Annotated in this window: 23 protein-coding genes; 11 read left to right on the plus strand and 12 right to left on the minus strand. The window is 66.4% G+C overall.

Going from position 1 to position 24,449, the window contains the following annotated elements; all coding sequences use genetic code 11:
- Positions 1 to 40: 40 nt before the first annotated feature.
- From ACK4HJ_RS18805 to ACK4HJ_RS18815, 3 genes are all read right to left on the minus strand, one after another.
- Entirely contained in the window at positions 41 to 538 is a 498-nt protein-coding gene (locus ACK4HJ_RS18805; protein ID WP_409834400.1) for a DUF4124 domain-containing protein, read from the minus strand.
- A 91-nt stretch (positions 539 to 629) separates the two neighbouring features.
- The gene (locus ACK4HJ_RS18810) at positions 630 to 1,604 is read right to left on the minus strand and encodes a universal stress protein (RefSeq protein ID WP_409834401.1); all 975 of its coding nucleotides are present in this window, start codon (positions 1,602 to 1,604) and stop codon (positions 630 to 632) included.
- 30 nt (positions 1,605 to 1,634) lie between these two features.
- On the minus strand, positions 1,635 to 3,344 hold the full coding sequence (locus ACK4HJ_RS18815) for a cation:proton antiporter (protein WP_409834403.1): 1,710 nt from the start codon (positions 3,342 to 3,344) through the stop codon (positions 1,635 to 1,637).
- A gap of 208 nt (positions 3,345 to 3,552) precedes the next feature.
- Here ACK4HJ_RS18815 and ACK4HJ_RS18820 point away from each other — a divergent pair, with 208 nt between their 5' ends.
- Complete coding sequence (locus ACK4HJ_RS18820; protein WP_409834404.1) at positions 3,553 to 4,797, plus strand: NAD(P)/FAD-dependent oxidoreductase; 1,245 nt, start codon at positions 3,553 to 3,555, stop codon at positions 4,795 to 4,797.
- An 80-nt stretch (positions 4,798 to 4,877) separates the two neighbouring features.
- Here the strand turns inward: ACK4HJ_RS18820 and ACK4HJ_RS18825 are convergent, their stop codons facing one another.
- Entirely contained in the window at positions 4,878 to 8,144 is a 3,267-nt protein-coding gene (locus ACK4HJ_RS18825; protein ID WP_409834406.1) for an EAL domain-containing protein, read from the minus strand.
- A 351-nt stretch (positions 8,145 to 8,495) separates the two neighbouring features.
- On the opposite strand from ACK4HJ_RS18825, the gene rpsU reads away from it, so the two are divergent.
- Together rpsU and ACK4HJ_RS18835 are read left to right on the plus strand one after the other, a co-directional pair.
- A complete protein-coding gene (gene rpsU / locus ACK4HJ_RS18830; RefSeq protein ID WP_007833691.1) occupies positions 8,496 to 8,708 on the plus strand; it encodes a 30S ribosomal protein S21 in 213 nt (70 codons plus the stop codon).
- Positions 8,709 to 8,929: 221 nt separating this feature from the next.
- A complete protein-coding gene (locus tag ACK4HJ_RS18835) occupies positions 8,930 to 9,376 on the plus strand; it encodes a GatB/YqeY domain-containing protein (RefSeq protein ID WP_409834408.1) in 447 nt (148 codons plus the stop codon).
- 156 nt (positions 9,377 to 9,532) lie between these two features.
- Here ACK4HJ_RS18835 and ACK4HJ_RS18840 read toward each other — a convergent pair whose 3' ends face one another.
- A complete protein-coding gene (locus ACK4HJ_RS18840) occupies positions 9,533 to 10,552 on the minus strand; it encodes a zinc-dependent alcohol dehydrogenase family protein (RefSeq protein WP_409834410.1) in 1,020 nt (339 codons plus the stop codon).
- A gap of 109 nt (positions 10,553 to 10,661) precedes the next feature.
- Here ACK4HJ_RS18840 and ACK4HJ_RS18845 point away from each other — a divergent pair, with 109 nt between their 5' ends.
- Entirely contained in the window at positions 10,662 to 11,621 is a 960-nt protein-coding gene (locus ACK4HJ_RS18845) for a LysR family transcriptional regulator (protein ID WP_409834411.1), read from the plus strand.
- A gap of 15 nt (positions 11,622 to 11,636) precedes the next feature.
- Here the strand turns inward: ACK4HJ_RS18845 and ACK4HJ_RS18850 are convergent, their stop codons facing one another.
- Positions 11,637 to 12,578, minus strand: a complete 942-nt coding sequence (locus ACK4HJ_RS18850; RefSeq protein ID WP_409834413.1) for a LysR family transcriptional regulator — start codon at positions 12,576 to 12,578, stop codon at positions 11,637 to 11,639.
- Between the two features lie 94 nt (positions 12,579 to 12,672).
- On the opposite strand from ACK4HJ_RS18850, the gene ACK4HJ_RS18855 reads away from it, so the two are divergent.
- On the plus strand, positions 12,673 to 13,773 hold the full coding sequence (locus tag ACK4HJ_RS18855) for a tartrate dehydrogenase (protein ID WP_409834414.1): 1,101 nt from the start codon (positions 12,673 to 12,675) through the stop codon (positions 13,771 to 13,773).
- 88 nt (positions 13,774 to 13,861) lie between these two features.
- Here the strand turns inward: ACK4HJ_RS18855 and ACK4HJ_RS18860 are convergent, their stop codons facing one another.
- Complete coding sequence (locus tag ACK4HJ_RS18860; protein WP_409834416.1) at positions 13,862 to 14,368, minus strand: AAA family ATPase; 507 nt, start codon at positions 14,366 to 14,368, stop codon at positions 13,862 to 13,864.
- Between the two features lie 142 nt (positions 14,369 to 14,510).
- Between ACK4HJ_RS18860 and ACK4HJ_RS18865 the strand changes: the two genes are divergently transcribed.
- On the plus strand, positions 14,511 to 15,557 hold the full coding sequence (locus tag ACK4HJ_RS18865; protein ID WP_409834418.1) for a patatin-like phospholipase family protein: 1,047 nt from the start codon (positions 14,511 to 14,513) through the stop codon (positions 15,555 to 15,557).
- Between the two features lie 45 nt (positions 15,558 to 15,602).
- On the opposite strand, the gene ACK4HJ_RS18870 is transcribed toward ACK4HJ_RS18865, so the two are convergent.
- Positions 15,603 to 15,830 (minus strand): hypothetical protein, encoded by a 228-nt coding sequence (locus tag ACK4HJ_RS18870; protein WP_409834420.1) that lies wholly within the window; start codon positions 15,828 to 15,830, stop codon positions 15,603 to 15,605.
- Between the two features lie 62 nt (positions 15,831 to 15,892).
- On the opposite strand from ACK4HJ_RS18870, the gene ACK4HJ_RS18875 reads away from it, so the two are divergent.
- Positions 15,893 to 16,786, plus strand: a complete 894-nt coding sequence (locus ACK4HJ_RS18875) for a LysR family transcriptional regulator (RefSeq protein ID WP_409834422.1) — start codon at positions 15,893 to 15,895, stop codon at positions 16,784 to 16,786.
- A 30-nt stretch (positions 16,787 to 16,816) separates the two neighbouring features.
- On the opposite strand, the gene ACK4HJ_RS18880 is transcribed toward ACK4HJ_RS18875, so the two are convergent.
- Positions 16,817 to 17,845, minus strand: a complete 1,029-nt coding sequence (locus ACK4HJ_RS18880; RefSeq protein WP_409834424.1) for a saccharopine dehydrogenase NADP-binding domain-containing protein — start codon at positions 17,843 to 17,845, stop codon at positions 16,817 to 16,819.
- A 104-nt stretch (positions 17,846 to 17,949) separates the two neighbouring features.
- Here ACK4HJ_RS18880 and ACK4HJ_RS18885 point away from each other — a divergent pair, with 104 nt between their 5' ends.
- A complete protein-coding gene (locus ACK4HJ_RS18885) occupies positions 17,950 to 18,618 on the plus strand; it encodes a TetR/AcrR family transcriptional regulator (protein ID WP_409834426.1) in 669 nt (222 codons plus the stop codon).
- A gap of 98 nt (positions 18,619 to 18,716) precedes the next feature.
- Here ACK4HJ_RS18885 and pmbA read toward each other — a convergent pair whose 3' ends face one another.
- Complete coding sequence (gene pmbA, locus ACK4HJ_RS18890) at positions 18,717 to 20,159, minus strand: metalloprotease PmbA (RefSeq protein ID WP_409834428.1); 1,443 nt, start codon at positions 20,157 to 20,159, stop codon at positions 18,717 to 18,719.
- 67 nt (positions 20,160 to 20,226) lie between these two features.
- On the opposite strand from pmbA, the gene yjgA reads away from it, so the two are divergent.
- Both yjgA and mog read left to right on the plus strand, forming a co-directional pair.
- On the plus strand, positions 20,227 to 20,898 hold the full coding sequence (yjgA, locus tag ACK4HJ_RS18895) for a ribosome biogenesis factor YjgA (protein ID WP_409834430.1): 672 nt from the start codon (positions 20,227 to 20,229) through the stop codon (positions 20,896 to 20,898).
- Positions 20,891 to 21,496 carry a molybdopterin adenylyltransferase gene (gene mog, locus ACK4HJ_RS18900; RefSeq protein ID WP_409834432.1) on the plus strand — a complete coding sequence of 202 codons (606 nt, stop codon included), beginning with the start codon at positions 20,891 to 20,893 and terminating at the stop codon, positions 21,494 to 21,496. The genes yjgA and mog overlap by 8 nt, the downstream gene beginning before the upstream one ends.
- Before the next feature lie 95 nt (positions 21,497 to 21,591).
- On the opposite strand, the gene cysE is transcribed toward mog, so the two are convergent.
- Positions 21,592 to 22,374, minus strand: a complete 783-nt coding sequence (gene cysE / locus ACK4HJ_RS18905; RefSeq protein WP_409834434.1) for a serine O-acetyltransferase — start codon at positions 22,372 to 22,374, stop codon at positions 21,592 to 21,594.
- A 33-nt stretch (positions 22,375 to 22,407) separates the two neighbouring features.
- Positions 22,408 to 23,220, minus strand: a complete 813-nt coding sequence (locus ACK4HJ_RS18910) for an RNA methyltransferase (protein WP_409834436.1) — start codon at positions 23,218 to 23,220, stop codon at positions 22,408 to 22,410.
- A gap of 175 nt (positions 23,221 to 23,395) precedes the next feature.
- On the opposite strand from ACK4HJ_RS18910, the gene ACK4HJ_RS18915 reads away from it, so the two are divergent.
- Positions 23,396 to 24,349 carry an inositol monophosphatase family protein gene (locus ACK4HJ_RS18915; protein ID WP_409834437.1) on the plus strand — a complete coding sequence of 318 codons (954 nt, stop codon included), beginning with the start codon at positions 23,396 to 23,398 and terminating at the stop codon, positions 24,347 to 24,349.
- The last annotated feature ends 100 nt before the right edge of the window (positions 24,350 to 24,449 follow it).

A 24,449-nucleotide genomic window follows, 5' to 3' on the forward strand; every position in this document is an offset into this window, starting at 1 on the left:
ACAGCCAGGGCCGCCTAGGCTGCGGCCCTGCACGGCTGCGTTACAGGTTGGCCAGTTCATCCTCCAGCGCCTTCAGCTGGTTGCGCAGCTCCTGCGCGCGGGCTTCGCAGTCCTCCTTTTTCTTGCCGGCTGCCGCCGCGTTCTCTTGCGCGAACTGCGTGCCTGAGCTGATGCTGAGCCGCAGCGGCACGGACTGGGCCACGGCTTGTGCAGGCTGCGCGTTGCATTCGCGCTGGTTGCGGTCCACCGCCGCGCGCGCCTGCGGGATGCCCTGGTTTTGCAGGTAGTGTTTGCGCTGCCACGTAGGTCCAAAGGCGCCCTCCTTGCCCGGTCCCCCGGTGGGAGCAGCGGCGGGCGCGGGGGTGATGGGCGTCGCGCCTTGCATGGCGGGGCGCACTTCAATCTTCTCGCCTTCGCCGGCGCAGGGCGCATCCTGGAAGGAGACCTTGCCCTGAGCGTCAGTGCACTTGTGGATGGCCCAGGCTGGTGCGAGAAAGCCCAGCGCCAGGGCGTAAATGGCGTAACGGATCGACTTCATGGGCGAACACCTCATAAATACATTCGGCACACGGGCAGCGCACATGGCGTCTTTGCCCGCGTTGGGTCTGCGGGTCTCAGGCAGGCGGCGTCTACATGTTGTCCAAAGTTATGGGAGAGACAAACCCGGGCGGCTTGATGGCTACGACGGAGCAGTGCAGCTGGTCGAGGATGTCCTCCGCAGTGTTTCCGATCACGACGCCCGCGACTCCAGTACGCGCAAGCGTCCCCATCACCACCAAGTCCGCTCCGATCTCACGCGCCATGCGAGGAATAACGTCGGACGCCGAACCGCGACGGAGATGGTATTGAGGACGAATGTGGTTGAGAACATCTTGACCCAGCGTCGCTGCAACTAGCTCTTGAAAACGGAAAAACGCCTCGCGATGACACGAAAGCTCGCCCTCCACATATTGCGCCCCCGCCGAATGGGCATCTTCACTCCATACCCGAACCATCATTTCTCCGGGCGCATCCCAAACATGCACCACGTGCAGTTCTGAAAATCCAGCTGCCGCAATTGCCACGGCGGTCTTCATGATGCTCAGGTTCAGCTCATCAGTGTCATCACCGCTGCCGCCGTCCAGATCAAAATCCACTGGAACCAATACTTTCGAAGCGGGTTCTGTCACCCCCTTCATCGTTTTGTCCAGCCACACAGGGCAGGGGCATTTTCTGAGCAAATGCAGATCATCGCTTTTCAATAAACGATCAGTCCCTGCACTCGGCCACGCCCGCTTGATAACCAAGTCATATCCGTAAGCAAGGACTTGGCGGACCACTTGTACATATGGTTTTCCCACCAACACCTTGACTTCAACTTCGCCATGGCCTTTTTCGTCTGCGACCATTTTGAGTTCCCGGACGCGGGCCCCCACTATGAGCTCTTGCAATTGCAGAACGTCTTTCCCCAGAAATGCCGCGAGACGCCCACCTCCGACAGGGGCAACCACATCCACGAGCGTGAGCTTCGCTTGGCTATCCTGTGCCAATTTAAAAATAGCGTCTATTCCATCCATGTCTTCCTGCGAGTGGACGAAATAGAGGACATTGACAAATCTACCCATAAGCGACCTCCAGGCTATTTAAACATCCAATCAATTCGGTGATCCGCGCTCATCGGGCTCCACTACGGTCTGGTACCCTCGGTCACGAACATCTTGCACAAGATCGTTAACGTCACCCAACGGAACGTTCAGTATCTTGAGTGCGGCCGCTCCCAGCAGCAAGCTCGCCTCGACGGCTTCGGGATATACGTGCACTGCGCCCGCCTGCAGCAGTTCTGTGCTGGTTTTCAAATCCCTTGCACGGGCCACGATAGGCACCTGCGGACACATCCGCTTCACATAACCGATAGTTTTCAGCGCCGTGCCGGGCTCGTCCACCGAAATGATCAATAGCGACGCACGCTCCACGTTGATCGCCGACAGCAAATGGGGATCGGAGATGTCCCCGTAGGCCACCATGTGACCATCCTCCTTGCCTTGTGCAATCTTGCGAGGGTCGGTGTCAAACGCCAAATAGGGCACCCCGCTGGCCTGCAGCATGACAGCGACCGTATACCCCACCCGCCCATAACCGCCGATGACCACGTGCGGCACCGCTGAGGCCTGCAAGCCCGGAATAGGGCCTGCGGGCTGTGGGGCCGCAGAGCCCAACAAAGACCCAATGGGACCGTTGAACCGGATCAGGAGAGCCCCGCAGACCATCGACAGGAGAACGGAAGTGATCGCAATCTGGCTGAGTTGCGTGTCAAGGACCTGCGCATCCGATGCGATGGCTATCAATGCCAACCCAAACTCGCCCCCCACGCTCAACAGGAGGCCTGTGCGCCACGCGACCTGGGATTCCACTCCCATGCGGCGCACCATCAGAGCCACCACGAGCGTCTTGCTCAGAAGCAGCAGCAATGCGCCCAGCACTGCCCATTGCCATATCGGAGCAATGGCTGCCGGATCAAAGCGCATGCCAATGCCAATGAAAAACAACCCCAGCAGAACATCGCGAAATGGCCGTACGCTGGACTCCACCTGGTGCCGAAACTCCGTCTCGCCCAGCATCATCCCCGCCAGGAAGGCGCCGAATGCGAGCGACAGGCCCAAGCTGTGTGTCGTCCACGCCGCAAACAGCGCGACCATCAAAACGGCAAGCGTAAAAACCTCACTGGACCTGCGCTCAGAAACCCAGTGAAACAAAGGCCTGAGCAGCCACCGCCCCGCGAAGAAGACCGCCAGAAAAGCCAGGATTGCCTTGGCGAGCGCCATGCCCAGGGTGCCAGCCAAGGCGGCAGCCGTTATCGTGGTACCCAGAACCGGAATGACCACCAGGAACGGAACGGCCGTGACATCCTGAAAAACGGACATGGCCAATCCCAATCGCCCGTGCTGGGTGTTTTCCTCGCCGCGTTCGGTCAGAAGGCTTCCGATGATCGTGGTGGAAGACTGCGCAAACACTGCGCCAAACACAAAGGCCGCCGCCGCCGGGAGGCCCGCAAACCAACACAGAAGCGCGACCAACGCAGTGGTGAAGACCACCTGGCCGGTTCCCAACCCCAGGACCTGATGCCGAAGTATCTTCAGCTGCGGCAGTGAATAGTTCAGGCCGATGGTGAAAAGCAAAAAAACGACTCCGAACTCGGCAATCGCGTCGAACGCGGGTAACGACACCGTGGGGCCGAAAGTGTGGGGACCTACAATCAAGCCCACCAACAGATACCCCAGGCTCGTCGGAACGTGCAGGCGCTGGAACGTAACTACCACCGCTATCGCAACCGCCAGCAGCAGAAGAATCTGGGTCAGGTTATCCATTCAGGGCGGCTTTCAAGGCGAATGTTGCGGAGGGGCGGTTTGCGACCGATGGTAAACACCCCTGTTGCATGACATACAGGAATCCCGCGCCCCGTCGCGGAGTAAGTCCTTTGCCGGGGAAGCAGACCTCCGACCCACCCACCAAACTCGGATCAACACTTGCACGCCTTGATGGGCGCGCACCCTCTGGTCTTTTGCCTCTCTCATCATGCAACCCATGTTTGACGCCATCATCATCGGCGCCGGTGCCGCCGGTTTGTTCTGCGCAGGCCAGGCGGGCCAGCGGGGCCTGAAGGTTTTGCTCATCGACCATGCCGACAAGGTGGCCGAGAAGATCCGCATCTCGGGCGGGGGGCGGTGCAACTTCACCAACCGCGACCTGGACCCGGCCGCGCCGCACAAGCACTTCGTCGGCCAGAACCCGCAGTTCTGCCGCTCGGCGCTGTCGCGCTACACACCTGCCGACTTCATCGCACTGGTGCAAAAGCACGGCATCCCGTTTCATGAAAAGCACAAGGGCCAGCTGTTTGCCGACCGATCAGCCGAAGACATCATCGCCATGCTGCTGGCCGAGTGCGCAGCAGGCGGGGTGACGCACTGGCAGCCGTGTAGCGTCAGAAATATAGCCTTTTCGGCCTCTAGCGCTTATCCATCAAGCGCTGGCAGCTATCAAATTGATACTGATCGGGGTACAGTGCAGGCCCGCTCAGTGGTGATTGCCACCGGAGGTCTGTCCATCCCCAAGATCGGTGCGACGGATTTTGGCTACCGAGTGGCGCAGCAGTTCAACATCCCGCTGGTGGAGCGCCGCCCGGGGCTGGTTCCGCTGACCTTCGATGGCGCTGGCTGGGCGCCGTATGCGCAGTTGGCAGGGCTGGCGCTGCCGGTACAGATCAGCACCGGTGCCAAGAAAGCGCGCATGGCGTTTGACGAAGACTTGCTCTTCACCCACCGTGGCCTGTCGGGCCCGGCGGTGCTGCAGATTTCGAGCTACTGGCACGAGGGCACGCCCTTGGCCATCAACTTGGCCCCCACCGTGGACCTGCCCGCTGCGCTGGCGCAGGGCAAGGCGCGCTCGCGCAAGCTGATTGCGAACGAGCTGGCCACCCTGGTGCCCAGCCGTTTGGCCGATGCCTGGGCCAGCCGGGAGGCCGACTGGCAGCGCCCCATCAACGAGGCATCGGACAAGGCCCTCGCGCGCTTGGCCGAACAATTGACGCGCTGGGATCTGACGCCCACCGGCACCGAGGGCTACAAAAAGGCCGAGGTGACGCTGGGCGGCGTGGACACCAAGGCGTTGTCGCAGCAGACCATGGAATGCAAGGCGCAGCCGGGCCTGTACTTCATCGGCGAAGTGGTGGACGTGACGGGCTGGCTGGGCGGCTACAACTTTCAGTGGGCCTGGGCCAGCGGGCATGCGTGCGCGCAGGCGTTGGCCAGTCGCGCTGATTGACCTTGCTTACACCGTTCGGCCGAGCTTGCCTGCGCCGTGCGTGGCGCTTCGAAAAGCTCGGCGGGACGTGTGTGGATGGCTTAACCCAGCAACGGCGCAGGCTGCGTGCCCGCCGCGTCCAGCCCACGCAGCGACACCCCCGTCAACGCCCGGTGCTGCATCGCCCACGACAGCAGCACTGCCGGCGGCAGCGGGCGGCTGAAGTGGTAGCCCTGCAGCTCTTCGCAGTCCAGCGCGCTCAGCACCTGGGCGGTGGCTAGGTCTTCCACGCCTTCGGCGACGATCTTGAGGCCCAGCGTGTGGCCCAGCGCGATGATGGCGCGGGTGATGGCCATGTCGGCCGGGTTGCTGAGCATGTCGTGCACAAAGGATTGGTCTACCTTCAACCGGTCGATGTCAAAGCGCTTGAGGTAGGCCAGGCTCGAGTAGCCGGTGCCAAAGTCATCAATCGACAGCAGAACACCCAGCGACTTGAGTGCGGCCAGTTGCTGTTCTGCCGCATGGGCGTTGTCCATGAGCTGGGATTCGGTGATCTCCAGCTCCAGCCGGTGCGCGGGCATGCCGGTGCGCGCCAGCAGGGCCTCGATGTCCGGCACCAATTGCGGGTCGGCCAGCTGCGCGGCTGACAGGTTGACCGACACGAACACATCACCCAGCGCGGCGCGGTGGGCGGGCGACTGCCACTGCACCCATTGCGCGCAGGCTTGGTGCAACACCCAGTGGCCGATGGCGCGGATCATGCCGGTCTCTTCGGCGATGGGGATGAACTCTCCCGGCGGGATCTGGCCCAGCGCGGGGTTGGTCCAGCGCAGCAGCGCCTCCACGCCCAGCAGCTGGCCGGTCTTGGCGGCCAGCCGGGGCTGGTAGTGCAGGCTGAACTCGTTGCGTTCCAGCGCGCGACGCAGGTGCTGCTCCACCGTTTGCCGCGCCAGCGCGCGCTGGTCGGTCTCGATGGAATAGAAGCGGGCCATGTCGCGCCCGGTGGTTTTGGCCTCATACATGGCGGCATCGGCGCGACGCATGAGCTCGTCGATCTCGCCGCCGTCTTCGGGGTACACGGCAATGCCCACGCTGCAGGACACGTTCAGCTCGTGCCCCTCCACAGGGTGGCTCTGGCGGATGAGCGGGATCAGGCGGCGCTCCACCAGCTGCTGCACGTCCTCGCGCCCGGCCACGTCGCGCATGATGACAACGAACTCGTCGCCACCCAAGCGGCTCACGGTGTCGCGGCTGCGCACGGCCTGCGTAAGACGGCCAGCCACCGAGCGCAGCAGCCCGTCGCCAATGTGGTGGCCCAGCGTGTCGTTGATGGACTTGAAGCGGTCCAGGTCAATGAACAGCACGGCCACCTTCTCGCCCGTGATGGGCGCCTGGGCCAGTGCGGCCTGCAGCCGCTGCACGCACAGCGACCTGTTGGGCAACTCGGTCAGCACATCGTGGTGCGCCAGGAACTGGATGCGCTCTTCGCTGCGCTTGCGGTCGGTGATGTCGATGGCGATGCCGATGTGGTTGGTGACGGCGCCGCCCTTGCTTTCGCGCACGGCCGACACCATGAGCCAGGCGGGGTAGGTCTCGCCCGAGCGGCGGCGAAACCGCACCTCGCCCTGCCACGACTCCTTGTCCTGCATGGTGCGGCCGATCTGCATGGCCAGCGGCTCGCCGGCCGATTCCTCCAGCAGCACCGCCAGGTCTTCGCCGATAACTTCGTAGAAGTCGTAGTGCGTGCTGCGGCAGAACGCCTTGTTGACGCTGATGATCTGCTGCTCTGCGTTCATGATGATGATGCCCTCAGACGAGGCCTCGAACACCTTGGCCCACAGCTCCAGCCGCTGCTCCATCACCTTGAGCACGTTGATAGGTGTGAAGGCGGTGAGCACTGCATCCCGCCCCTGAAACTGCAGCCGCCGCGCCGACAGCACGGCCCACGACGCATCCGCCCCGCCCTTCCAGCGCACCTCGAACTCATCCACCAGCCCCTGGTCGGCCAGGCGCTGGAAGAAGCGTGCGCGCACACCGGGCTCCAGCCCCACGGCCCACGGGTCGGTCTTGCGCCCGGCCAGCCAGTGGCCTGCGGGCGCGTTGGAATGCAGCACTTCGTGCTCGGGGATCGACGTGACCACCATGGGGATGGGGAAGGCCTCCACCAGCTCGCGCTGTGCCTCGGCCGCACGGGCGCTGGCGGCCAGCTCCTGCTGCAGCAAACGGTCGCGGTCCAACTGCGACAGCATCTCGTTGAATGCGGTGACCAGGCGGCCGATCTCGTCGCGGCTGATCCAGTGCGCGCGCAGGGTGCGGTCGCCGCTCTTGCGCACCTCGTCGGCCACGCGGGCCAGCTGCTGCAGGGGCTTGGCAATCTGCCGTGCCACCAGTGTGACGAGCGACAGGATGCAGCCCAGCAGCACCAGCGCCGTGCCCAGGTGCAGCCACATGCGGGCAAACAGGCTGTCCACCCGCTGGTTCAGCAGGCGCTCCAGGTCCACGATGCCCACCGTCCAGGCGTCGCGCAGCGCGCCCAGTACCTGCGACTGCTGCGTGCCAACCTGCGCCAGGGTCAGGCGCGACTCGCCCGCAGCCACGCCCTGCAGCAGCGACTGGAATCCCGCGAGCGCGGCTTTGAGCGCTTCGCGCTGACCGGCCAGCGCCGCACGCATCTCGGGCGACCCGGCAATAAAGGCCTGGTTGTAGTCCGACTCGATGCCCAACGCCACCGCGTCCAGCCGCCCTGCCAGCGTGAGCAGCTCGGACGACCACTGCGGGCCGCGGCTTGCAGGCGAGGCCTCCAAAAACACCACCGTGTCGTGCACCGCCTGCAGCAGCTCCGGAAAGCGCAGCACCACCAGCGACATGACGTAATAGCTGTCCAGGTCCGGGTCCAGGATCAGGTTGGACTGGTTGCCCACCGTGGTGAGCAGCTCGCGCCCCTCGCGCAGCAGCTGGCTGCGCTGGCGGGTGAGCGAAGGCGCCGTGGTGCCGGCTGCGCCGCGCACTTCCGGCGCGCGCGCTGACAACTGCGCCAGGGCATCGCTGAAGCGCTGGGCCACGTCGGCGGTGCGCAGTTGCCTGTCGTGCGCGGCGCGCACGTCGGCCAGGCGTTCCAGCATGTGCGCCGCCTCGGGCGGCTGCTGCGACGCGTCCAGAAACTGCCCCAGCAGACCGTCGCGCACCACGGCGGCGTAGGTGGTGCCCACGATTTCCTTGCGCGTGAAATCGATGGCCAGGTACTTCTCGTGGATCAGGATGCTGGAGACATAGATGACTGCCGTCAGGTCCAGCAGGTAAATGAGCATGAGCTTGCGGCCCACACTGAGCCGGCCCAGCCAACCCGAAACGCGGTGCATGAATGCCATGGTGTTGTCGTCTGCGGCATGGCGCGCGGGGCGGGTGGCCGGGCGCACCCACCGCGGTGGAATGAGTGTTACAACATGAAGCAATTTCCACGCCACCGTCCACAAGTCGCCGTGCTGGCATGTCAGGGCCCCCCTTGCAGCTGTGCCCGCGCTGTGAAAGCAGATGCACTTGCACGGCCAGTTGCGCCTTTTGGGCAAACCACGGCTATAATGCTCGGCTTTGCTGGCAATCCCCCGTCGGCCAATACTAGTTAAGGTCCACGGACCGAGACGGGGAACTCGCCGCATACGGTCTCCAGGCCCGATCTTCCCGGAGACCCTCTGTGGGCACATTTTGGAAACCATTAGCTAATGACTACGATCCGCGTAAAAGAAAACGAACCCTTTGACGTTGCCCTGCGCCGCTTCAAGCGCACTATCGAAAAGCTCGGTCTGCTGACCGACCTGCGCGCCCGCGAGTTCTACGAAAAGCCCACCGCCGAGCGCAAGCGCAAGAAGGCTGCCGCCGTGAAGCGTCACTACAAGCGCGTTCGCAGCATGCAACTGCCCAAGAAGCTGTACTAAGTACTGCTTTGGCCCCGTCCTGATACGGAGTGCCGACAAACCCGCGCTAGGGACGCCAAGCGCGGGTTTTTGTTTTTTCGGGTTTGCAAAAAGCCCCTCTGGCGTCGTTGTAGCGCCTTGCCGTAGCGAGACTACTGTCTGCGGCACTACGCCTAGCCAGAGGAGCTTTTTGCAAAGCCTAAGTCCCTGCCTGACCCACACAAAGACCAAGGAGAAGCCTCATGAGCCTCAAGGACCAGATCACCGAAGACATGAAGACTGCCATGCGCGCCAAGGACAGCGAGCGCCTGGGCACCATCCGCCTGCTGCAAGCTGCGATGAAGCAAAAGGAAGTGGACGAGCGCGTCACCCTGGACGACGCGGCCATCGTGGCCATCGTGGACAAGCTCATCAAGCAGCGCAAGGACTCGATCACCGCGTTTGAAGGCGCGGGCCGCCAAGATCTGGCCGACAAGGAAAAGGCCGAGATGGCCGTGCTGCAGGCCTACCTGCCCGAGCGGATGTCGGCCGAGGAGACCCTGGCCGCCGTGAAGGCCATCGTGGCCGAGGTAGGCGCTTCGGGCCCCGGCGACATGGGCAAGGTGATGGGCGTGGTGAAGACGCGCCTGGCGGGCAAGGCCGACATGGGTCAGGTGTCTGCGGCGGTGAAGGCGGCGCTGGCGGGCTGATGGTTGAAGGGGCGTAACGCCCCACGTTGCCTGACCAGACCCACGGCAGCATTGCTTCGTATTTGATAGCTGCTAGCGCTTGATACATAAGCGCCAGCAGCTATTTTTATGCCTATTTTTTCAGAGAGTGGGCGTTGAGCCCCGCAACCACACGGCTCAGAAGCGCACCACCACCTTGCCGAAAGCACCACGCTCCAGGTGCGCAAAGGCGGCGGGCACGTCGCCTGCGGCGTATTCGCCGGCGATGACGGGCTGGAGGCCGTTGGCGTCGACGGCGCGCACCAGCTCTTCCAGCGCGCGGCGGTGGCCCACGCTAATGCCCTGCACGGTGGCTCGCCCCATCAGGAAGTCATACACCGAGGCGCTTACCGTGTCGCCCGCCAGCGTGCCGATGACCGCCACGCGCCCGCCGGCACGCAGCGCCTGCAGCGATCGGCCCAGGTTGGCACCACCCACGGTTTCCAGCATCTGGTCGGCGCCCTGCCCACCCGTCAGCGCCCGCACCTCGGCCGGCCAGTCGGCATCACGGGCCAGGGCGTGGGCGGCGCCCAGTGCCAGCACCTGCTCGCGCTTGGCCGCATCGCCCGACACAACGATGGGCACCGCCCCGTGCAGGCGCGCCAGTTGCACGCCCCACAACGCCACCCCGCCCGTGCCGTGGATGAGCACGGTCTGCCCGGCGCGCAGCCCGCCGGTCTCTACCAACGCAAACCAGGCCGTGAGCCCCGCGATGGGCAGGGTGCTGGCAGCGGCCGCGTTCAGCGTGGCAGGTGCGGCCACAGCCCAGTCCACGTCCAGCAGCACATGCGACGCGAGCATGCCGGGGCCGGGCGCACCCAGCGGAACAGCGCTGGCGGGGCGCTCGCCGTCCAGCCAGCCGGCCCAGAAAGTGCTGATCACGCGGTCGCCGGGCTGCCAGCGGGTCACGCCCTCGCCCACCGCCACCACCGTGCCCGCCAGGTCGGACGCGGGTGTGAACGGAAAAGCCAGCGGCATGCCCATGCCGTCGCGCGCCACCAGCAGGTCGCGGTAATTCAGCGCCACGGCCTCTGTCCGCACCAGGATCTGCTGGGGTGCAGGCCGGGGCATGGGAGCCTGCACCTGCTGCAGGTGCACCAGCCCAAACCTGGGCAATTGCCAGCGCTGCAGGGTCGAGGGAAGATCGGAAAAGGTCATGTGCAAGCTCCGGGCAAATATTGAAAAAGACAGAGATGGCGATGCTATTGGCGCCTGAACGCTGCTGGTGGTTCTTGTTTTTCCACTGACTGGAGAACAAAATTCGCCAATGAGCGAACGATTGCAAGGTATTGAGGCTTTTGCCGCGGCGGTGGAATCGGGCAGTTTTGCGCTGGCGGCCACACGCCTGGGCCGCACGCGGTCTGCCGTGGGCAAAAGCATTGCGCGGCTGGAGCAGCGGCTGGCGGTACGGCTGTTTCATCGCACCACCCGCAGCCAGAGCCTGACGGACGACGGCCAGGCGTACTACGAGCGCTGCCGGCGCGCGCTGGACGAGCTGGACGCCGCCGACGCGGCCGTGGAGGCCGGCCGCCAGGCCCCCACCGGCACGCTGCGCATGAGCATGCCGGCGCTGTTCGGCCGCGTCTGCGTGGCGCCGTTGCTGATGGAGCTGGCGCGCGAGCACGAGGGCCTGCGGCTGGACCTGCAGTTCAGCGACCGTCGGGTGGACCTGGTGGAAGAGCGGGTGGACCTGGCCCTGCGCAGCGGGCCGCTGGACGACAGCAGCACACTGGCAGCCCGCCTGCTGGGCCACCAGTGGATGGGCCTGTACGCCGCCCCCGCCTACCTGGCACGCCACGGCCGGCCGGCCGACTGGCAGGCGCTGGTGGCAGCGGCACCCGGCCACCGATTTGCCAGCTACGGCCGCGACGCGCAGCGGGCGCCCACCTGGCTGTACCACGACGGTGCCACCGGCGAACTGCGCGCGTTCTCGGTGCCCGCGCGGGTTCGGTGCGACAGCCTGGAGGTGGTCGCCGCCAGCGCCGTGGCGGGGCTGGGCATTGCGCGCATTCCGCAGTGGCTTGCGGCCGGCTCGGTCGCTGCGGGCACGCTGGTGCGGCTGTTCGACGAGACCCGGCCGTTTGGCTACCCACTGCACGCCGTGTGGCCCCGCGCCCGCGCCCTGCCGCGCCGCACGCGCGTGGTGATCGATACCCTGGCGGCCCGGCTGCCGGCGATGCTGCCGGGCCCCGCGCCCGCAGAGGCCACGGACCAGGCGGGCTCATAGCAGGCGGCCTCCGCCCTACACGCTGCCGGTGCCAGCGCCGCCCGTCGATGGCAGCCCCAGCCCGTCCTGCCGGAACACGTCCTGCAAAAACTCCACGCACACGCGCACCTTGGCCGAGCGTTCCAGGCGCGTGGGGAACACGGCCCACACGTTGGCCTCCTGGCGCCAGTCGGGCAGCACGGGCACCAGCCGCCCGGCGCGCAAGTGTTCGCCCACGTCCCAGAGCGAGCGCAGCACGATGCCCCGCCCGTCCACCGCCCACTGCACGGCCATTTCGCCGTTGTTGGCCGACAGGGGGCCGCGCACCTTCACCACCGTTTCCGCCGCGCCGCTGCGCAGGCGCCATACGCCAAACGGGTGGTCGCGCTCCTTGATCACCAGGCAGTCGTGGCTGGGCAAATCGGCCGGCGCGCGGGGCGTGCCGTGGCGGGCCAGGTAACTGGGCGCGGCGCACAGCACGCGGTGGTTGTCGGCCAAGCGCCGGGCGATGAGGTGCGGCGCAATTTCGTCGCCCACGCGCACGTCCAGGTCAAAGCCTTCGCCCGCGACATCCACCAGATGGTCGAACACTTCCAGCCGCACCTGCAGGCCGGGGTGGCGCTCCACCAGGCGCGAAAGCGCGGGCGCCACCACCCGCCGGCCAAAACCGAAGCTGCTGCTCACCCGCAGCAGGCCGCGGGGCTCGCGCCGGGTGACGGCCACTTCCTGCAGCAGCTGCTCCATGTCGTCCAGGATGCGCTGGGCCCAATGGAACACCCGCTCGCCCTCCTCGGTGACGGCCACGCGGCGGGTGGTGCGGTGCAGCAGCTTCACGCCCAGATCCTGCTCCAGCAGGCGAATGCGCTTGCTCACATACGCGGGCGAGGTGCCCAGCTCGGCCGCAGCGCCGCCAAAGCTGGACTTGCGCACCACTACGGTAAATACGCGCAGGTCTTCAGGAGCGGGGTTTTTATGCACGATATGTGAAGAGTGAAGCCACAGCGGACGGATTGTATTTGCGCGTGGCGCGGCAAAAATCTCGGTTCTTCCACTCCCCATCATCTGCACCGCCATGTCTACACCATCCCCACGCCCCTTCCGCATCGCCGTCCTCCCCGGAGACGGCATAGGCAAGGAAGTCATGCCCGAAGGCCTGCGCGTGGTGCAGGCCGCCGCCGCCCGCTTTGGCTTTGAACTGCAGCTGCATGAATTCGAATGGGCCAGCTGCGACTACTACGCCGCCCACGGAAAAATGATGCCCGACGACTGGAAGGCCCAGCTGTCGGAAATGGACGCCATCTTCTTCGGCGCCGTCGGCTGGCCGGCCACCGTGCCCGACCATGTGTCGCTGTGGGGGTCTCTGCTCAAGTTCCGCCGCGAGTTCGACCAGTACATCAACCTGCGCCCCGTGCGCCTGTTCGACGGGGTGCCTTGCCCGCTGGCGGGCAGGAAGCCTGGCGACATCGACTACGTCGTGGTGCGCGAGAACACCGAGGGCGAGTACACGTCGCTCGGCGGCATCATGTACGAGGGCACGGACCGCGAGATCGTGATCCAGGAGTCCGTGTACTCGCGCCACGGCGCCCACCGCCTGCTCAAGTTCGCCTTCGACCTGGCCCAAAGCCGCGCGCGCAAGCACGTCACCCTGGCCACCAAAAGCAACGGCATCGCCATCAGCATGCCCTGGTGGGACAAACGCGCTGACGAAGTTGCCAAGGACTACCCCGAAGTCACGCTGGACAAGCAGCACATCGACATCCTCACCGCCCGCTTCGTGCTGCAGCCCGGCCGCTTTGACGTGGTGGCGGCCACCAACCTGTTTGGCGACATCCTCTCGGACCTGGGCCCGGCCACCACCGGCACCATCGGCCTGGCGCCCTCGGCCAACCTCAACCCCGAGCGCCACTTCCCCAGCCTGTTCGAGCCCGTGCACGGCTCGGCGCCGGACATCTATGGCCAGAACATCGCCAACCCGATTGCGATGATCTGGTCGGGCGCACTGATGCTGGACTTCCTCACCCAGGGCGTGGGCGCGGGGCGCGCGGCGCACGATGCGATCGTGAACGCGATCGAAGAAACCATCAAGAACGGCCCGCGCACCCCCGACCTGGGCGGCACCGCCAGCACCACCGCGGTGGGCGAGGCGATTGCGGAGCGGGTGGCGGGGGATTGAAGCGCCTGTGGTTGAAATACTCCTGATTTGATAGCTGCTGGCGCTTTCCCCATAAGCGCTAGGGTCCGATTTGACCTTAAGTCTCGACCTACCTCGTTGCGGCGCAGGCTTGGCCGACTACCTCCAGCGCCTGCGCCACTGTCAGCGTGGCGGTGTCCACCACCACGCGCCCGCCCTGCCAGGGCACGTAATCGTGCGACACCACCGACGCCCACGTGGGCAGCACATGGCCCGCCAGGTCGGCGGTACGGCCCTCCACTCGTCGCTGGTGTTCGGCGCGGTCTGAACACACCACTTCCACCTGGACGATGGGCACGCCCGTGCGCTGGGCCACGGCGCGCCATGCGGCCCGCGTGACCTCCAGCGGGTTCACGCAGTCGGCAACCACGGCGCTGCCCAGCCGCAGGTTCGACTCCGCCAGCGCGTAGGCCACCAGGTAGCCCCGGGGGCCCACGTCCTGGAGCCCTGCATCGGCTGCGCGCAGGGCCTGTTCGATGGCATCAATGCGGAGGTAGGTCGCACCGCGCGCGGCGGCCAGGGCCTGTGCCAGGGTGGTCTTGCCGGTGCCGGGGAGGCCGGAGAAAACAATGAGCATGGCGGGGAGGACAAGTGGCGGTGCGGAGGGAAGGTTTGCAACAGCCTACCAGCCCACTTACCGCGCCTCCACTGTGCCTGCACCGACCCTTCAGCACCCCCTCGATAAAATCGCGGCTTCTCCCCCCACCGAGTTCTGTTGCATGCGCCTGCACGCCCTGTTGCGCCCCCTGGGCCTGGCCGCCCTGGCCACCCTTGCCGCGTGCGGCAGCACCCCGCCCGCCACCAGCACCGCCACCGCCCCGCTGGCGACACCCACCGGCGCAGCAGCTGCCGCGCCCGCGCCCATCAAGGTTGGCATTGCCCTGGGCGGCGGCGCGGCCAAGGGTTTTGCGCACATTGGCGTCATCAAGATGCTGGAGGCCAACGGCTTCACCCCCGCCGTGGTGGCCGGCACCAGCGCCGGCAGCGTGGTGGGCGCGCTGTACGCCAGCGGCATGAACGCGTTCGAGCTGCAGGAAAAAGCCGTGGCGCTGGACGAGACGCGCATCCGCGACCTGCAGCTGTCCTCCGGCGGCCTGGTGCTGGGCCAGAAGCTGGAGGACTACGTCAACGAACAGGTGCGGCGCAAGCCGCTGGAGCAGATGGCCAAGCCCTTCGTGGCCGTGGCCACGCGGCTCGAAGACGGCCAGCGCACCGTGTTTGCGCGCGGCAACACGGGCCAGGCCGTGCGCGCATCCAGCAGCGTGCCGGGGGTGTTCCAGCCCGTCACCATCGGCAAGTTCCACTTTGTGGACGGCGGCATCGTGAGCCCCGTGCCGGTGGACGCCGCCCGGCAGCTGGGCGCCGACGTGGTGGTGGCGGTGGACATCTCCAACAAGGCCCGCGGCCAGACGCCCGGCAACCTGCTGGGGGCGCTGAACCAGTCGATCGCCATCATGGGCCAGAAGCTGGGCGAGGCCGAGTTGGCGCGGGCCGACGTGATCATCCGCCCGCAGGTTCTGGACATCGGCGCCGCCGACTTCACCCAGCGCGCCAACGCCATCCTGGAAGGCGAAAAAGCCGCGCTGGCCGCCATGCCCCAACTGCGCGACCGCGTGGCCCAGCTGCAGGCCGAGCGTGAACAAGCCACACGCCTGGCCCAGCAAAAGGCGGCCGAGGCGCAGCGCCAGGCCTGCCTGGACAACCGCTCGCGCCTGCAGAAGCTGGCCGGCCTGGCGGGGCTGGACAGCGCCTGCGCCGCGCCCTGAGCGGCTGCCCCCCCGGGCCGCGACCGAGCCCCAGAGCCCTCCCCGTCAACCTCCATGCGGCGGCACCCGAAAGCCTTCGGTAATGCGCCGCTCGGCCCGCGCCAGCGCCTCCGTTCCCCAGCCCCACGCACGCCAGAGGGCATCACGCAAACGCTGAGACAAAAGATGTTGCTGGGATGACCCGCGGCAGGGCTGCGGCGGCGTGAGCGCATGCGCATCGGTGTCCGGGGTTGGAACAGGGTTGGCGGTGGAAAACGACTGCATGGACAGCATGCTCGCCGCTCACTTACCATCCGTAAAGTTGAATTGAATGAATCATTGATTCAGAAAACCTGATGCGTAACCTGAACCTGGACCAATTGCAAACGCTGGTCGCCATTGCCGACCTGGGCACGTTTGCTGCCGCTGCCCAGGCGCTGCATCTGGCCCCACCCACGGTCAGCCTGCACATCAAGGAGCTGGAAAGCCGCCTGGAGGCCGAGTTGGTGGTGCGCGGCCGGCGCCAGGCCGAGCTGACGCCGGCCGGCGAGGTGCTGGTGCAACAAGGCCGGCAACTGCTGCTGGCCGCTGCGGATCTGGCCGAGCGCGTGCAGCGCCGCGCATCTGGGCGCGAGGGCATCGTGCGCGTGGGGGTGTCGGCGGGGGTCAGCACCCGCCTACTGCCGCGCATGCTGGACGCCCTGGCCCGGCGCAGCCCGGGCGTGGAGATCCGGCTGGAGGCGGTGGGCTCGGCCGACGCCATGCGGCGGCTCGCAGCCGGCACACTGGACGTGGCCATCGTCGCCAGCCCGCAGGCCCCCACGCCCGAGGTGCGCCTGACGCCCTGGCGCAGCGACGCCATGGTCGCCCTGCTGCCCGCCGCATGGAATGCGCCCGACAAGATCAGCCCCGCGTGGCTGGCCCCGCGCCGCTGGGCGTCGTTTGCGCCTGCTACACAGATGCACGGGCTGGTGGCCCACTGGTTCGGCCAGGCCGGGCTGTATCCCCGCCCGTTCCTGGCGCTGAGCTACCCTGGCGCCCTCAAGAGCCTGGCGGTGGCCGCCCAGTGCGCCGCCCTGCTGCCGCTGGAGGAAGTGGAGGACCAGCGCCACACGCCGGACGTGCAGATCCGCCACCTGGATCCACCCCTCGTGCGTCCCATGGCCGTGGCCCACCGTCAGCAGCCCGAGCCCACGCCAGCCGTGGCGAGCGTGCTGGAGGTGCTGAGGGAGTATGGGGACGGCGCCTGACCGCCCTTGCCTGCCCAGCGCGCAGGACGCTCACAGATCGCCAAACACCTCCAACGCATGGCCGTGCAGCGCCTGCAGCATGGCGGTCGCATCCACCGCCTGCCCCAGCGCCAGCGCGCCGCTGCGTGTGAAGGATGGCGTCGCCAGCCGCTCGGCGGCTTCCAGCACCAGGGGCGCGGTCACCGCATAGATGTCTTGGCCGCGCGCGCCGGCCGTGCGCGTCACGCCGTTTTGCACCAACCGCACCGCCAGTTCAAAGCGCTGGGCCGACCGGCCGCTGGCGTCCACCGCCGTGGGCGGCGGCGTGCTGGCATCGCGGATGTCGGCCAGCGCCGAGCGGTTGATGAGTGAGCGGATGGCCTGCGCGGGCAGGTGGTGCGCGAGCGTGATGGTTTCGCTGAACGGCAGCTCCACCATGGCGTACGTTCCCAGGGGCGGTGAAAAGGTCCAGTCCGGCACGTCGGCCGAGGGCGCGAGGGGCACCAGGCGGCCCCCCTGCACCACCTGGCGCGGGGCCTTGTTGCGCTCGCCAGTTACGCGCGTGCCTTCGGTGGGCCACCAGCGGTCGAGCCCCATGGCCACGGTGATCTCGTCGATGGGCCCGGGCGCGGCCAGTGCGCTGGCCAGCAGGTCGGCCAGGCCGCCATAGAAGCCGGCGGCGGGCACCACCGCGCGCCCGGCCGCCACGGCGGGTGCGTGCAGGTCGGCAAACGTGGCTTGCGCGCTGGGCTGCTCGGCCGTCACGTCGATGTAGTGCGCGCCCGCTCGCAGCGCAGCGTGGGCCACGGGGGCGGCCGTGTCCATGAACGGACCTGCGCAGTGGATGACCACGCTGGAGCCGGCAAACGCCCGCTGCAGCGCGGCGGGGTCATCCAGGCCTGCGACGCGGCACTCCACGGCGGGTGTGAACAAGCCTGCCAGCCGCTCTGCGCTGCGGCCCACGGCCAACACGCGCAGGCCGCGCCGCAACGCCTCTTGAACCACAAAACGGCCGGTATGGCCGTTGGCGCCGTACACGGCAACTACAGGCGCTGGGCGGGAGGAGCGAGGAGAAGTCATGGGCAAACTTTTCAAAAGCAAAGGAGGCGTTGCGAAGGGAAAAATACACGATACAGACCTGTCTGTTCTTTGAAGATTACAGACAGGTCTGTAGCATGTCAAGCATGTCCGCCTCTTCTTCGTCCAGAACCCACCAAAAGACCGCCACTGGCGCCCGCGCCCCCCGCGCTTCCGCACGCGCTACAACGGCATCCGCAGAGCCGGCCCAGGAAGTGCGCGAGCGCATCCTCGACACGGCTTCCAGCCTGTTCTATCAACGTGGCGTGCGTGCCGTGGGGGTGGACCTGGTGGTGGCTGAAGCCGCCGTGGCCAAGACCAGCCTGTACCGCTACTTCCCGACCAAGGACGACCTCATCGTGGCGTTTCTGAAGCGTGAGGACGTGGACTTTTGGGGCCTGTGGGATGCAGTGGCAGCGCAACATGCCGACGACCCGGCCGCCGAGCTGCAGGCCCATATGCAGTGGATCGGCGAGCGGCTGGGCCGATCCAACTACCGGGGCTGCCCGCAAATCAACGTGGCGGCCGAATTTGCCGAGCAGGACCACCCTGCCCGCCGCGTGGCGCAGCAGCACATGGTGGCGCTGCGCAGCCGGCTGCACGGCATTGCAGAGCGGCTGGGCGTGTCCCGGCCCGAGGCCCTGGCAGCCCAGCTGGCTGTGCTCATCAATGGGGCGTTTGTGAGTTCGGGCCTGCTTAACGGCGACGAGGCAACACCCGTGCTGCAGACAGCGGTGCAGGCCTTGCTGGCGGGTGCGCGGGCAGGCAGCATGTAGCGCAACAGCTGCTCAAAAAACAAAAAGGCCATCGTTGGTCGCGAGGGCCTTTTTGCATCAGCGCAGCCCTTCGCGGCGGCTGCGCCACGGGCCAAACATCAGCTCCCGGCCACCTTCATGCGGTTGACCAGGATAGAGCCCACCGTCTTGGCACCGTAGTTGTAGGCGTCCGCGCCCACCGCCTCGATGCCCTTGAGCATGTTTTTGAGGTTGCCCGCGATGGTGATCTCGTGCACCGGGTAGGCGATCTTGCCGTTCTCCACCCAGAAGCCGCTCGCGCCGCGCGAGTAGTCGCCGGTCACGTAGTTCACGCCCTGGCCCATCAGCTCCACCACGAAAAGGCCGGTGCCCAGCTTTTGCAGCATGGCGTCCAGGTCGTCGCCAGGCTGCGTGAGGCGCGAGGTCATCACTAGGTTGTGCGAGCCACCGGCGTTGCCCGTGGTCTTCATGCCCAGCTTGCGGGCCGAGTAGCTGCTGAGGAAATAGCCTTCCACCCGCCCACCCTGCACCACCTTGCGCGGCGCCACGCGCACACCTTCTTCGTCAAACGGCGAGCTGCCCTTGCCGCCCAGGATGAACGGGTCCTCCAGGATGTCGATGTGCTTGGGAAAGACCATCTTGCCCAGCGAGTCGAGCAGGAAAGTGCTCTTGCGGTACAACGCGCCGCCACTCACGGCCTGCACAAAACCGCCCAGCAGGCCTGCGGCCAGGGTCGATTCAAACAGCACAGGGCATTGCGTGGTGGGGATCTTGCGGCTGCCCAGGCGGCTTAGCGCACGCTGCGCGGCGTAGCGGCCCACAGCCTCGGGCGAGGCCAGCTCGGCGGCGTTGCGCATGGAGCTGTACCAGGCGTCGCGCTGCATCTCGCCGTTCTTGCCCGGCAGCGAGGCGATGGGTGCAACCGAAAAGCTGTGGCGCGAGCTGGCATAGCCGCCGCGAAAGCCGCGCGTGTGGGCGCTGAAGAAATGGCTTTGCTGCGCCGACACGCCCGCGCCTTCGCTGTTGGTGATGCGGCGGTGCGTCTTGAACGCGGCGGCTTCGCAGGCCTTGGCCATCTCTGCAGCCTCTTCGCTGGTGATGGCCCAGGGGTGGAAGAGTTGCAGGTCGCGGTGCATGTCAGCGGGCGCGATGTCATCAGCATCGGGCAGGCCCGCCACGGGGTCTTCGGCGGTGAACCGGGCGATGTCGTAGGCCGCTTGCACGGTCTGCTCGATGGCCTTGGTAGAAAAGTCCGACGTGCTGGCGTTGCCCCGACGGTGGCCGATGTAAACCGTCACGCCCAGCGACTTGTCGCGGTTGCGCTCCACGTTTTCCAGCTCGCCCTTGCGCACGCTGACGGACAGGCCGCAGCCTTCAGACGCCTCGGCGCCTGCGTCGGTGGCGCCCAGTTTCTTGGCATGCGCCAGGGCGCGGTCCACCAGCTCTTCAAAAAACGGGCGGCTGTAGCTGAAGCCGCTGTCAGGGGTGCGGGAGGTGGCAGCTGCGGGCGCGGCGGCCAGCGCGCCAGGGGCGCGCGGGGCGCGATTCGAGGGTTTGTTCATAGCGGCGGCTATGATACTTGCCGCTGTGGCGCACTCGTTGCCACCTCTCTCTTTGCCCCCACCACCCATGTCACGCAAACCCAAAAAAGGCTACTTTGTGCGAGGCCAGTTCGTTGCCGAAGGCAGCGAACTGGACATCCAGCTCAAGGCCGAACTCAAAGGCACGCCAGATGCCAGCCGCACCGATCTCAAGCGCGAGAGCGATGAACTGCAGGACCTGGGCAAGGAGTTGCTGACCCTGCGCGCCGACCTTTTCGACGCTGTGGGTCTGCCCGACAAGCTGGTGGAGGCGCTGGCCGAGGCCAAGCGCATCACCAACTTCGAGGGCAAGCGCCGCCAGATGCAGTACGTGGGCAAGCTCATGCGCAAGCTGGAGCCCGACATGGTACAGGCCGCCCGCCAGGCCCTGGAAGAGCAGCACAAGGGCTCCGCCACCGAGAAGATGCAACTGCACCTGGCCGAGCACTGGCGCGACCGGCTGATCGCCGATGACGACACGCTGGCCGCATGGATGGCCGAGCACCCCACCACCGACACCCAGCAGCTGCGCGCGCTGATCCGCCAGGCCCGCAAGGACGCCCAACCTGCGGGCAAGGAGGCCAATGTCCACGTCTCGCAAGGCCTGGCCCCGCGCAAGGGCCGTGCCTACCGCGAGCTGTTCCAGCTGGTGCGCGAGCACTTGGGCGGCACCGGCACGGCAGATGCCAGTGAAACCGACGAGGACAACGGCGATGAGTGAAGCCGTCCACGACGCCGTCAAGATTGGCATCGTCTCCATCAGCGACCGCGCCAGCACTGGAGTCTATGAAGACAAGGGCCTGCCCGCGCTGCAGGACTGGCTTGTGCGCGCGCTGCACAACCCCATCACCTTCGAGCCACGCCTGATCCCCGACGAGCAGGCGGGCATCAGCGCCACGCTGATCGAGCTGGTGGACACCGCCGGCTGCCACCTGGTGCTGACCACCGGCGGCACCGGCCCTGCACTGCGCGACGTGACGCCCGAGGCCACGCTGGCCGTGGCGCACAAGGAGATGCCGGGCTTTGGCGAGCAGATGCGCCAGATCAGCCTGAAGTTCGTGCCCACCGCCATCCTCTCGCGCCAGGTGGCGGTGATCCGCGGCGGCAGCCTGATCATCAACTTGCCCGGCCAGCCCAAGGCGATTGCCGAGACGCTGGAAGGCTTGAAGGACGCCGAAGGCAAACAAATCGTGCCCGGCATCTTTGCGGCCGTGCCGTACTGCATCGACCTGATCGGCGGGCCCTACCTGGAAACGCGGGACGACGTGTGCAAGGCCTTCCGGCCCAAGAGCGCGATCCGTGCGCCGCGCACGACCTGACTTCGGCGCATTCAAAGCAAAAATAGCTGCCGGCGCTTGTGTATCAAGCGCCGGCAGCTATTTTTTTGATAGTGGCCTGAGAAGGCGGCCCAGACCTACTTGCCCACCAGCTCGTTGAGCTTGCCGGCTTCGAACTGCTCCTTGATCGCGGCGTCGCAGGGTACGCAGTCCTTGGCCTGCTGGTTGGCCGCAGAGAGCTTTTCAATCGCCTGCCACAAGAGCGCGATCTGGTGCTCCTGCGATGAGGCGTTGTCGATCAGCCCGCGCATGGCCTGCGAGAGCGGATCGTCCTCCTGCGTGATGCCATAGGCCGTGAACTTGCGGGCCTGCTGGGGTTCGGTCACATCGGCGCTCTGGCCCTCTTTGGACGGGATGATCCGCGCCGGGATGCCCACCGCCGTTGCGCCCGCGGGCACGGGCTTGATGACCACGGCGTTGCTGCCGATCTTGGCGCCGTCGCCCACTTCAAAACCGCCCAGCACCTTGGCGCCCGCGCTCACCACCACATCCTTGCCCAGCGTGGGGTGGCGCTTGGCGCCCTTGTACAGCGAGGTGCCGCCCAGCGTCACGCCCTGGTAGATGGTGCAGCCGTCGCCGATCTCGGCCGTCTCGCCCACCACCACGCCCATGGCATGGTCGAAGAACACGCGCTCGCCAATCTTGGCGCCGGGGTGGATCTCAATGCCCGTGAGCCAGCGCGAGAAGTTGGAGATGAAGCGCCCAAGCCACTTGAGGCCGTGGGTCCAGCACCAATGCGCGGGCCTGTGCAGCCAGATCGCGTGCAGGCCCGGATAACAGGTGATCACCTCCCACGTACTGCGCGCGGCAGGGTCGCGGTCGAGGATGCACTGGATATCGGAGCGCAGGCGGGCGAACATCTGTTGTGGTTATTTGTAAATGGGTCGGACAGTCTATCGTTTTGACTGGCTGGCCTCGATCATGGCTTTGGCGACACCTCGCAGGATGTGGATTTCCTCGGGGGCCAGCTGCGCGCGGTTGAAAAGCTGGTTAAGGCGGGGCATGAGCTTCTTGGGCGCGGCCGGGTCCAGAAAGCCGATGGCGGTGAGTGCCTGCTCCCAGTGGGCGAGCATCCCCGCCACGTGCGCCGCATCTGCCAACTCGCGGGCGGGGGTGGCGTCCTGCACCGCAAAGCCGCCCAGCGCCTGGCGCCACTCGTAGGCAATCACCTGGATGGCGGCGCCCAGGTTGAGCGAGCCAAAGCCAGGGTTGGTGGGAATGGAGAGCGCTACGTGGCAGCGGTATACGTCCTCGTTGGCCATGCCGAACCGCTCGGAACCGAACAGGAACGCCACGCCCGATGGCGCCGTCAAAGCTTCCGCAGGCGATGCTCCCTCGTCCGGGTTTTGAGTATTTTTGGCCTCTAGCGCTTTACCATCAAGCGCTAGCAGCTCTCTTTTCAATAGCATTTCGAAATGCTGGCGCGGCGCGGCAGCGGGCGGGCCGAAGTCGCGCGGCGTCATGGCCGTGGCGCACAGGTGGTTCATGCCATCCAGCGCTTCGTCCAGTGTGCCCACGATGCGCGCGTTGTTCAGCACGTCCAGCGCGCCACTTGCGCGCTGGATGGTTTCCTCGCGCCGCAGCACGTTGGCCCAGCGCGGGGCGACCAGCACCAAGTCGTCAAAGCCCATGGTTTTCATGGCGCGGGCGGCTGCGCCCACGTTGCCGGCGTGGCTGGTGTTGATCAGGATGAAACGGGTCTTCATGGGCGGGATGGACGGGCGCGGGTAAGCGGCCGGTTAGGCAAAAAGGGGCACTGCGGGTAAAATCTCGCCCTCCATTGTCGCCGCCCGCATCGCCGGGCTGGGCCCGACCTCCCCGCTCATCCTGTACGCAGACGCCCGCGCCACCCCGGCCGTGCGCTGCCAACCACCACAATTTATGTCGTCCAATCTGCACCCCATGCTCAACGTGGCCATCAAGGCTGCACGCGCCGCCGGCGCCATCATCAACCGCGCGGCCCTGGACGTGGAATCGGTGCGGATCTCGCAAAAGCAGATCAACGACTTCGTGACCGAAGTGGATCACGCGTCCGAAAAGATCATCATTGAGACGCTGCTGACGGCCTACCCCGGCCACGGCATCCTGGCCGAAGAGTCGGGCAAGGAATACGGCGCCAAGGATTCGGAATTTGTCTGGATCATCGACCCGCTGGACGGCACCACCAACTTCATCCACGGCTTCCCCGTGTACTGCGTGAGCATCGCACTGGCCGTCAAGGGCAAGGTCGAGCAGGCCGTTGTGTACGACCCCACCCGCAACGACCTGTTCACCGCGACCAAAGGCCGCGGGGCCTATCTGAACGAGCGCCGCATCCGCGTGAGCAAGCGCACCCAGCTCAAGGACAGCCTGATCTCCACCGGCTTCCCCTTCCGCCCAGGTGACAACTTCAAGAGCTACATGAACATGATGGGCGACGTGATGCAGCGCACCGCCGGCATCCGCCGCCCCGGCGCCGCCGCGCTGGACCTGGCCTATGTGGCTGCAGGCTTCACCGACGGTTTCTTTGAATCGGGCCTGTCGATCTGGGATGTGGCGGCCGGCTCGCTGCTGGTGACCGAGGCCGGCGGCCTGGTGGGCAACTTCACGGGTGAAGCCGACTTTTTGGAGCAGCGCGAGTGCCTGGCGGGCAACCCCCGCGTGTACGGGCAGTTGGTGCCCATCGTCGGCAAGTACAGCAAGTTTGCGAGCGCTGGCGACAAGGCGGCTGTGCGCCAGGCGGCTACTGCCGACGCGCCTGCCACCGACACTCAGGACACCATTGAAGGCGCGGATGCAGCAGAACCAGCCGCCCCTCAGGCCGACGCCGCCAAGGGCGAAGACGCGCCGTTCTAAATCTCTCCCACGCCCAGCCATGGAACCTGCGCACGATGCTCCGTGGGCGGGTCTGGCAGCGGGACCTCCCAGTGGGCGCAATCCACGCCAGGGCAGCCGC

The organism is Acidovorax sp. (genome assembly GCF_046294525.1).
Classification (GTDB): Bacteria; Pseudomonadota; Gammaproteobacteria; order Burkholderiales; family Burkholderiaceae_C; genus Acidovorax.

Coding starts and splice junctions, on each gene's coding strand:
- ACK4HJ_RS18845 (WP_409834411.1), top strand. CDS start 10,662: ATGAGCGAACGATTGCAAGGTATTGAGGCTTTTGCCGCGGCGGTGGAA.
- ACK4HJ_RS18805 (WP_409834400.1), bottom strand. CDS start 538: ATGAAGTCGATCCGTTACGCCATTTACGCCCTGGCGCTGGGCTTTCTC.
- cysE (WP_409834434.1), bottom strand. CDS start 22,374: ATGTTCGCCCGCCTGCGCTCCGATATCCAGTGCATCCTCGACCGCGAC.
- ACK4HJ_RS18855 (WP_409834414.1), top strand. CDS start 12,673: ATGTCTACACCATCCCCACGCCCCTTCCGCATCGCCGTCCTCCCCGGA.
- ACK4HJ_RS18870 (WP_409834420.1), bottom strand. CDS start 15,830: ATGCTGTCCATGCAGTCGTTTTCCACCGCCAACCCTGTTCCAACCCCG.
- yjgA (WP_409834430.1), top strand. CDS start 20,227: ATGTCACGCAAACCCAAAAAAGGCTACTTTGTGCGAGGCCAGTTCGTT.
- ACK4HJ_RS18875 (WP_409834422.1), top strand. CDS start 15,893: ATGCGTAACCTGAACCTGGACCAATTGCAAACGCTGGTCGCCATTGCC.
- ACK4HJ_RS18810 (WP_409834401.1), bottom strand. CDS start 1,604: ATGGGTAGATTTGTCAATGTCCTCTATTTCGTCCACTCGCAGGAAGAC.
- ACK4HJ_RS18815 (WP_409834403.1), bottom strand. CDS start 3,344: ATGGATAACCTGACCCAGATTCTTCTGCTGCTGGCGGTTGCGATAGCG.
- mog (WP_409834432.1), top strand. CDS start 20,891: ATGAGTGAAGCCGTCCACGACGCCGTCAAGATTGGCATCGTCTCCATC.
- pmbA (WP_409834428.1), bottom strand. CDS start 20,159: ATGAACAAACCCTCGAATCGCGCCCCGCGCGCCCCTGGCGCGCTGGCC.
- ACK4HJ_RS18835 (WP_409834408.1), top strand. CDS start 8,930: ATGAGCCTCAAGGACCAGATCACCGAAGACATGAAGACTGCCATGCGC.
- ACK4HJ_RS18825 (WP_409834406.1), bottom strand. CDS start 8,144: ATGGCATTCATGCACCGCGTTTCGGGTTGGCTGGGCCGGCTCAGTGTG.
- rpsU (WP_007833691.1), top strand. CDS start 8,496: ATGACTACGATCCGCGTAAAAGAAAACGAACCCTTTGACGTTGCCCTG.
- ACK4HJ_RS18820 (WP_409834404.1), top strand. CDS start 3,553: ATGCAACCCATGTTTGACGCCATCATCATCGGCGCCGGTGCCGCCGGT.
- ACK4HJ_RS18865 (WP_409834418.1), top strand. CDS start 14,511: ATGCGCCTGCACGCCCTGTTGCGCCCCCTGGGCCTGGCCGCCCTGGCC.
- ACK4HJ_RS18860 (WP_409834416.1), bottom strand. CDS start 14,368: ATGCTCATTGTTTTCTCCGGCCTCCCCGGCACCGGCAAGACCACCCTG.
- ACK4HJ_RS18910 (WP_409834436.1), bottom strand. CDS start 23,220: ATGAAGACCCGTTTCATCCTGATCAACACCAGCCACGCCGGCAACGTG.
- ACK4HJ_RS18880 (WP_409834424.1), bottom strand. CDS start 17,845: ATGACTTCTCCTCGCTCCTCCCGCCCAGCGCCTGTAGTTGCCGTGTAC.
- ACK4HJ_RS18840 (WP_409834410.1), bottom strand. CDS start 10,552: ATGACCTTTTCCGATCTTCCCTCGACCCTGCAGCGCTGGCAATTGCCC.
- ACK4HJ_RS18885 (WP_409834426.1), top strand. CDS start 17,950: ATGTCCGCCTCTTCTTCGTCCAGAACCCACCAAAAGACCGCCACTGGC.
- ACK4HJ_RS18915 (WP_409834437.1), top strand. CDS start 23,396: ATGTCGTCCAATCTGCACCCCATGCTCAACGTGGCCATCAAGGCTGCA.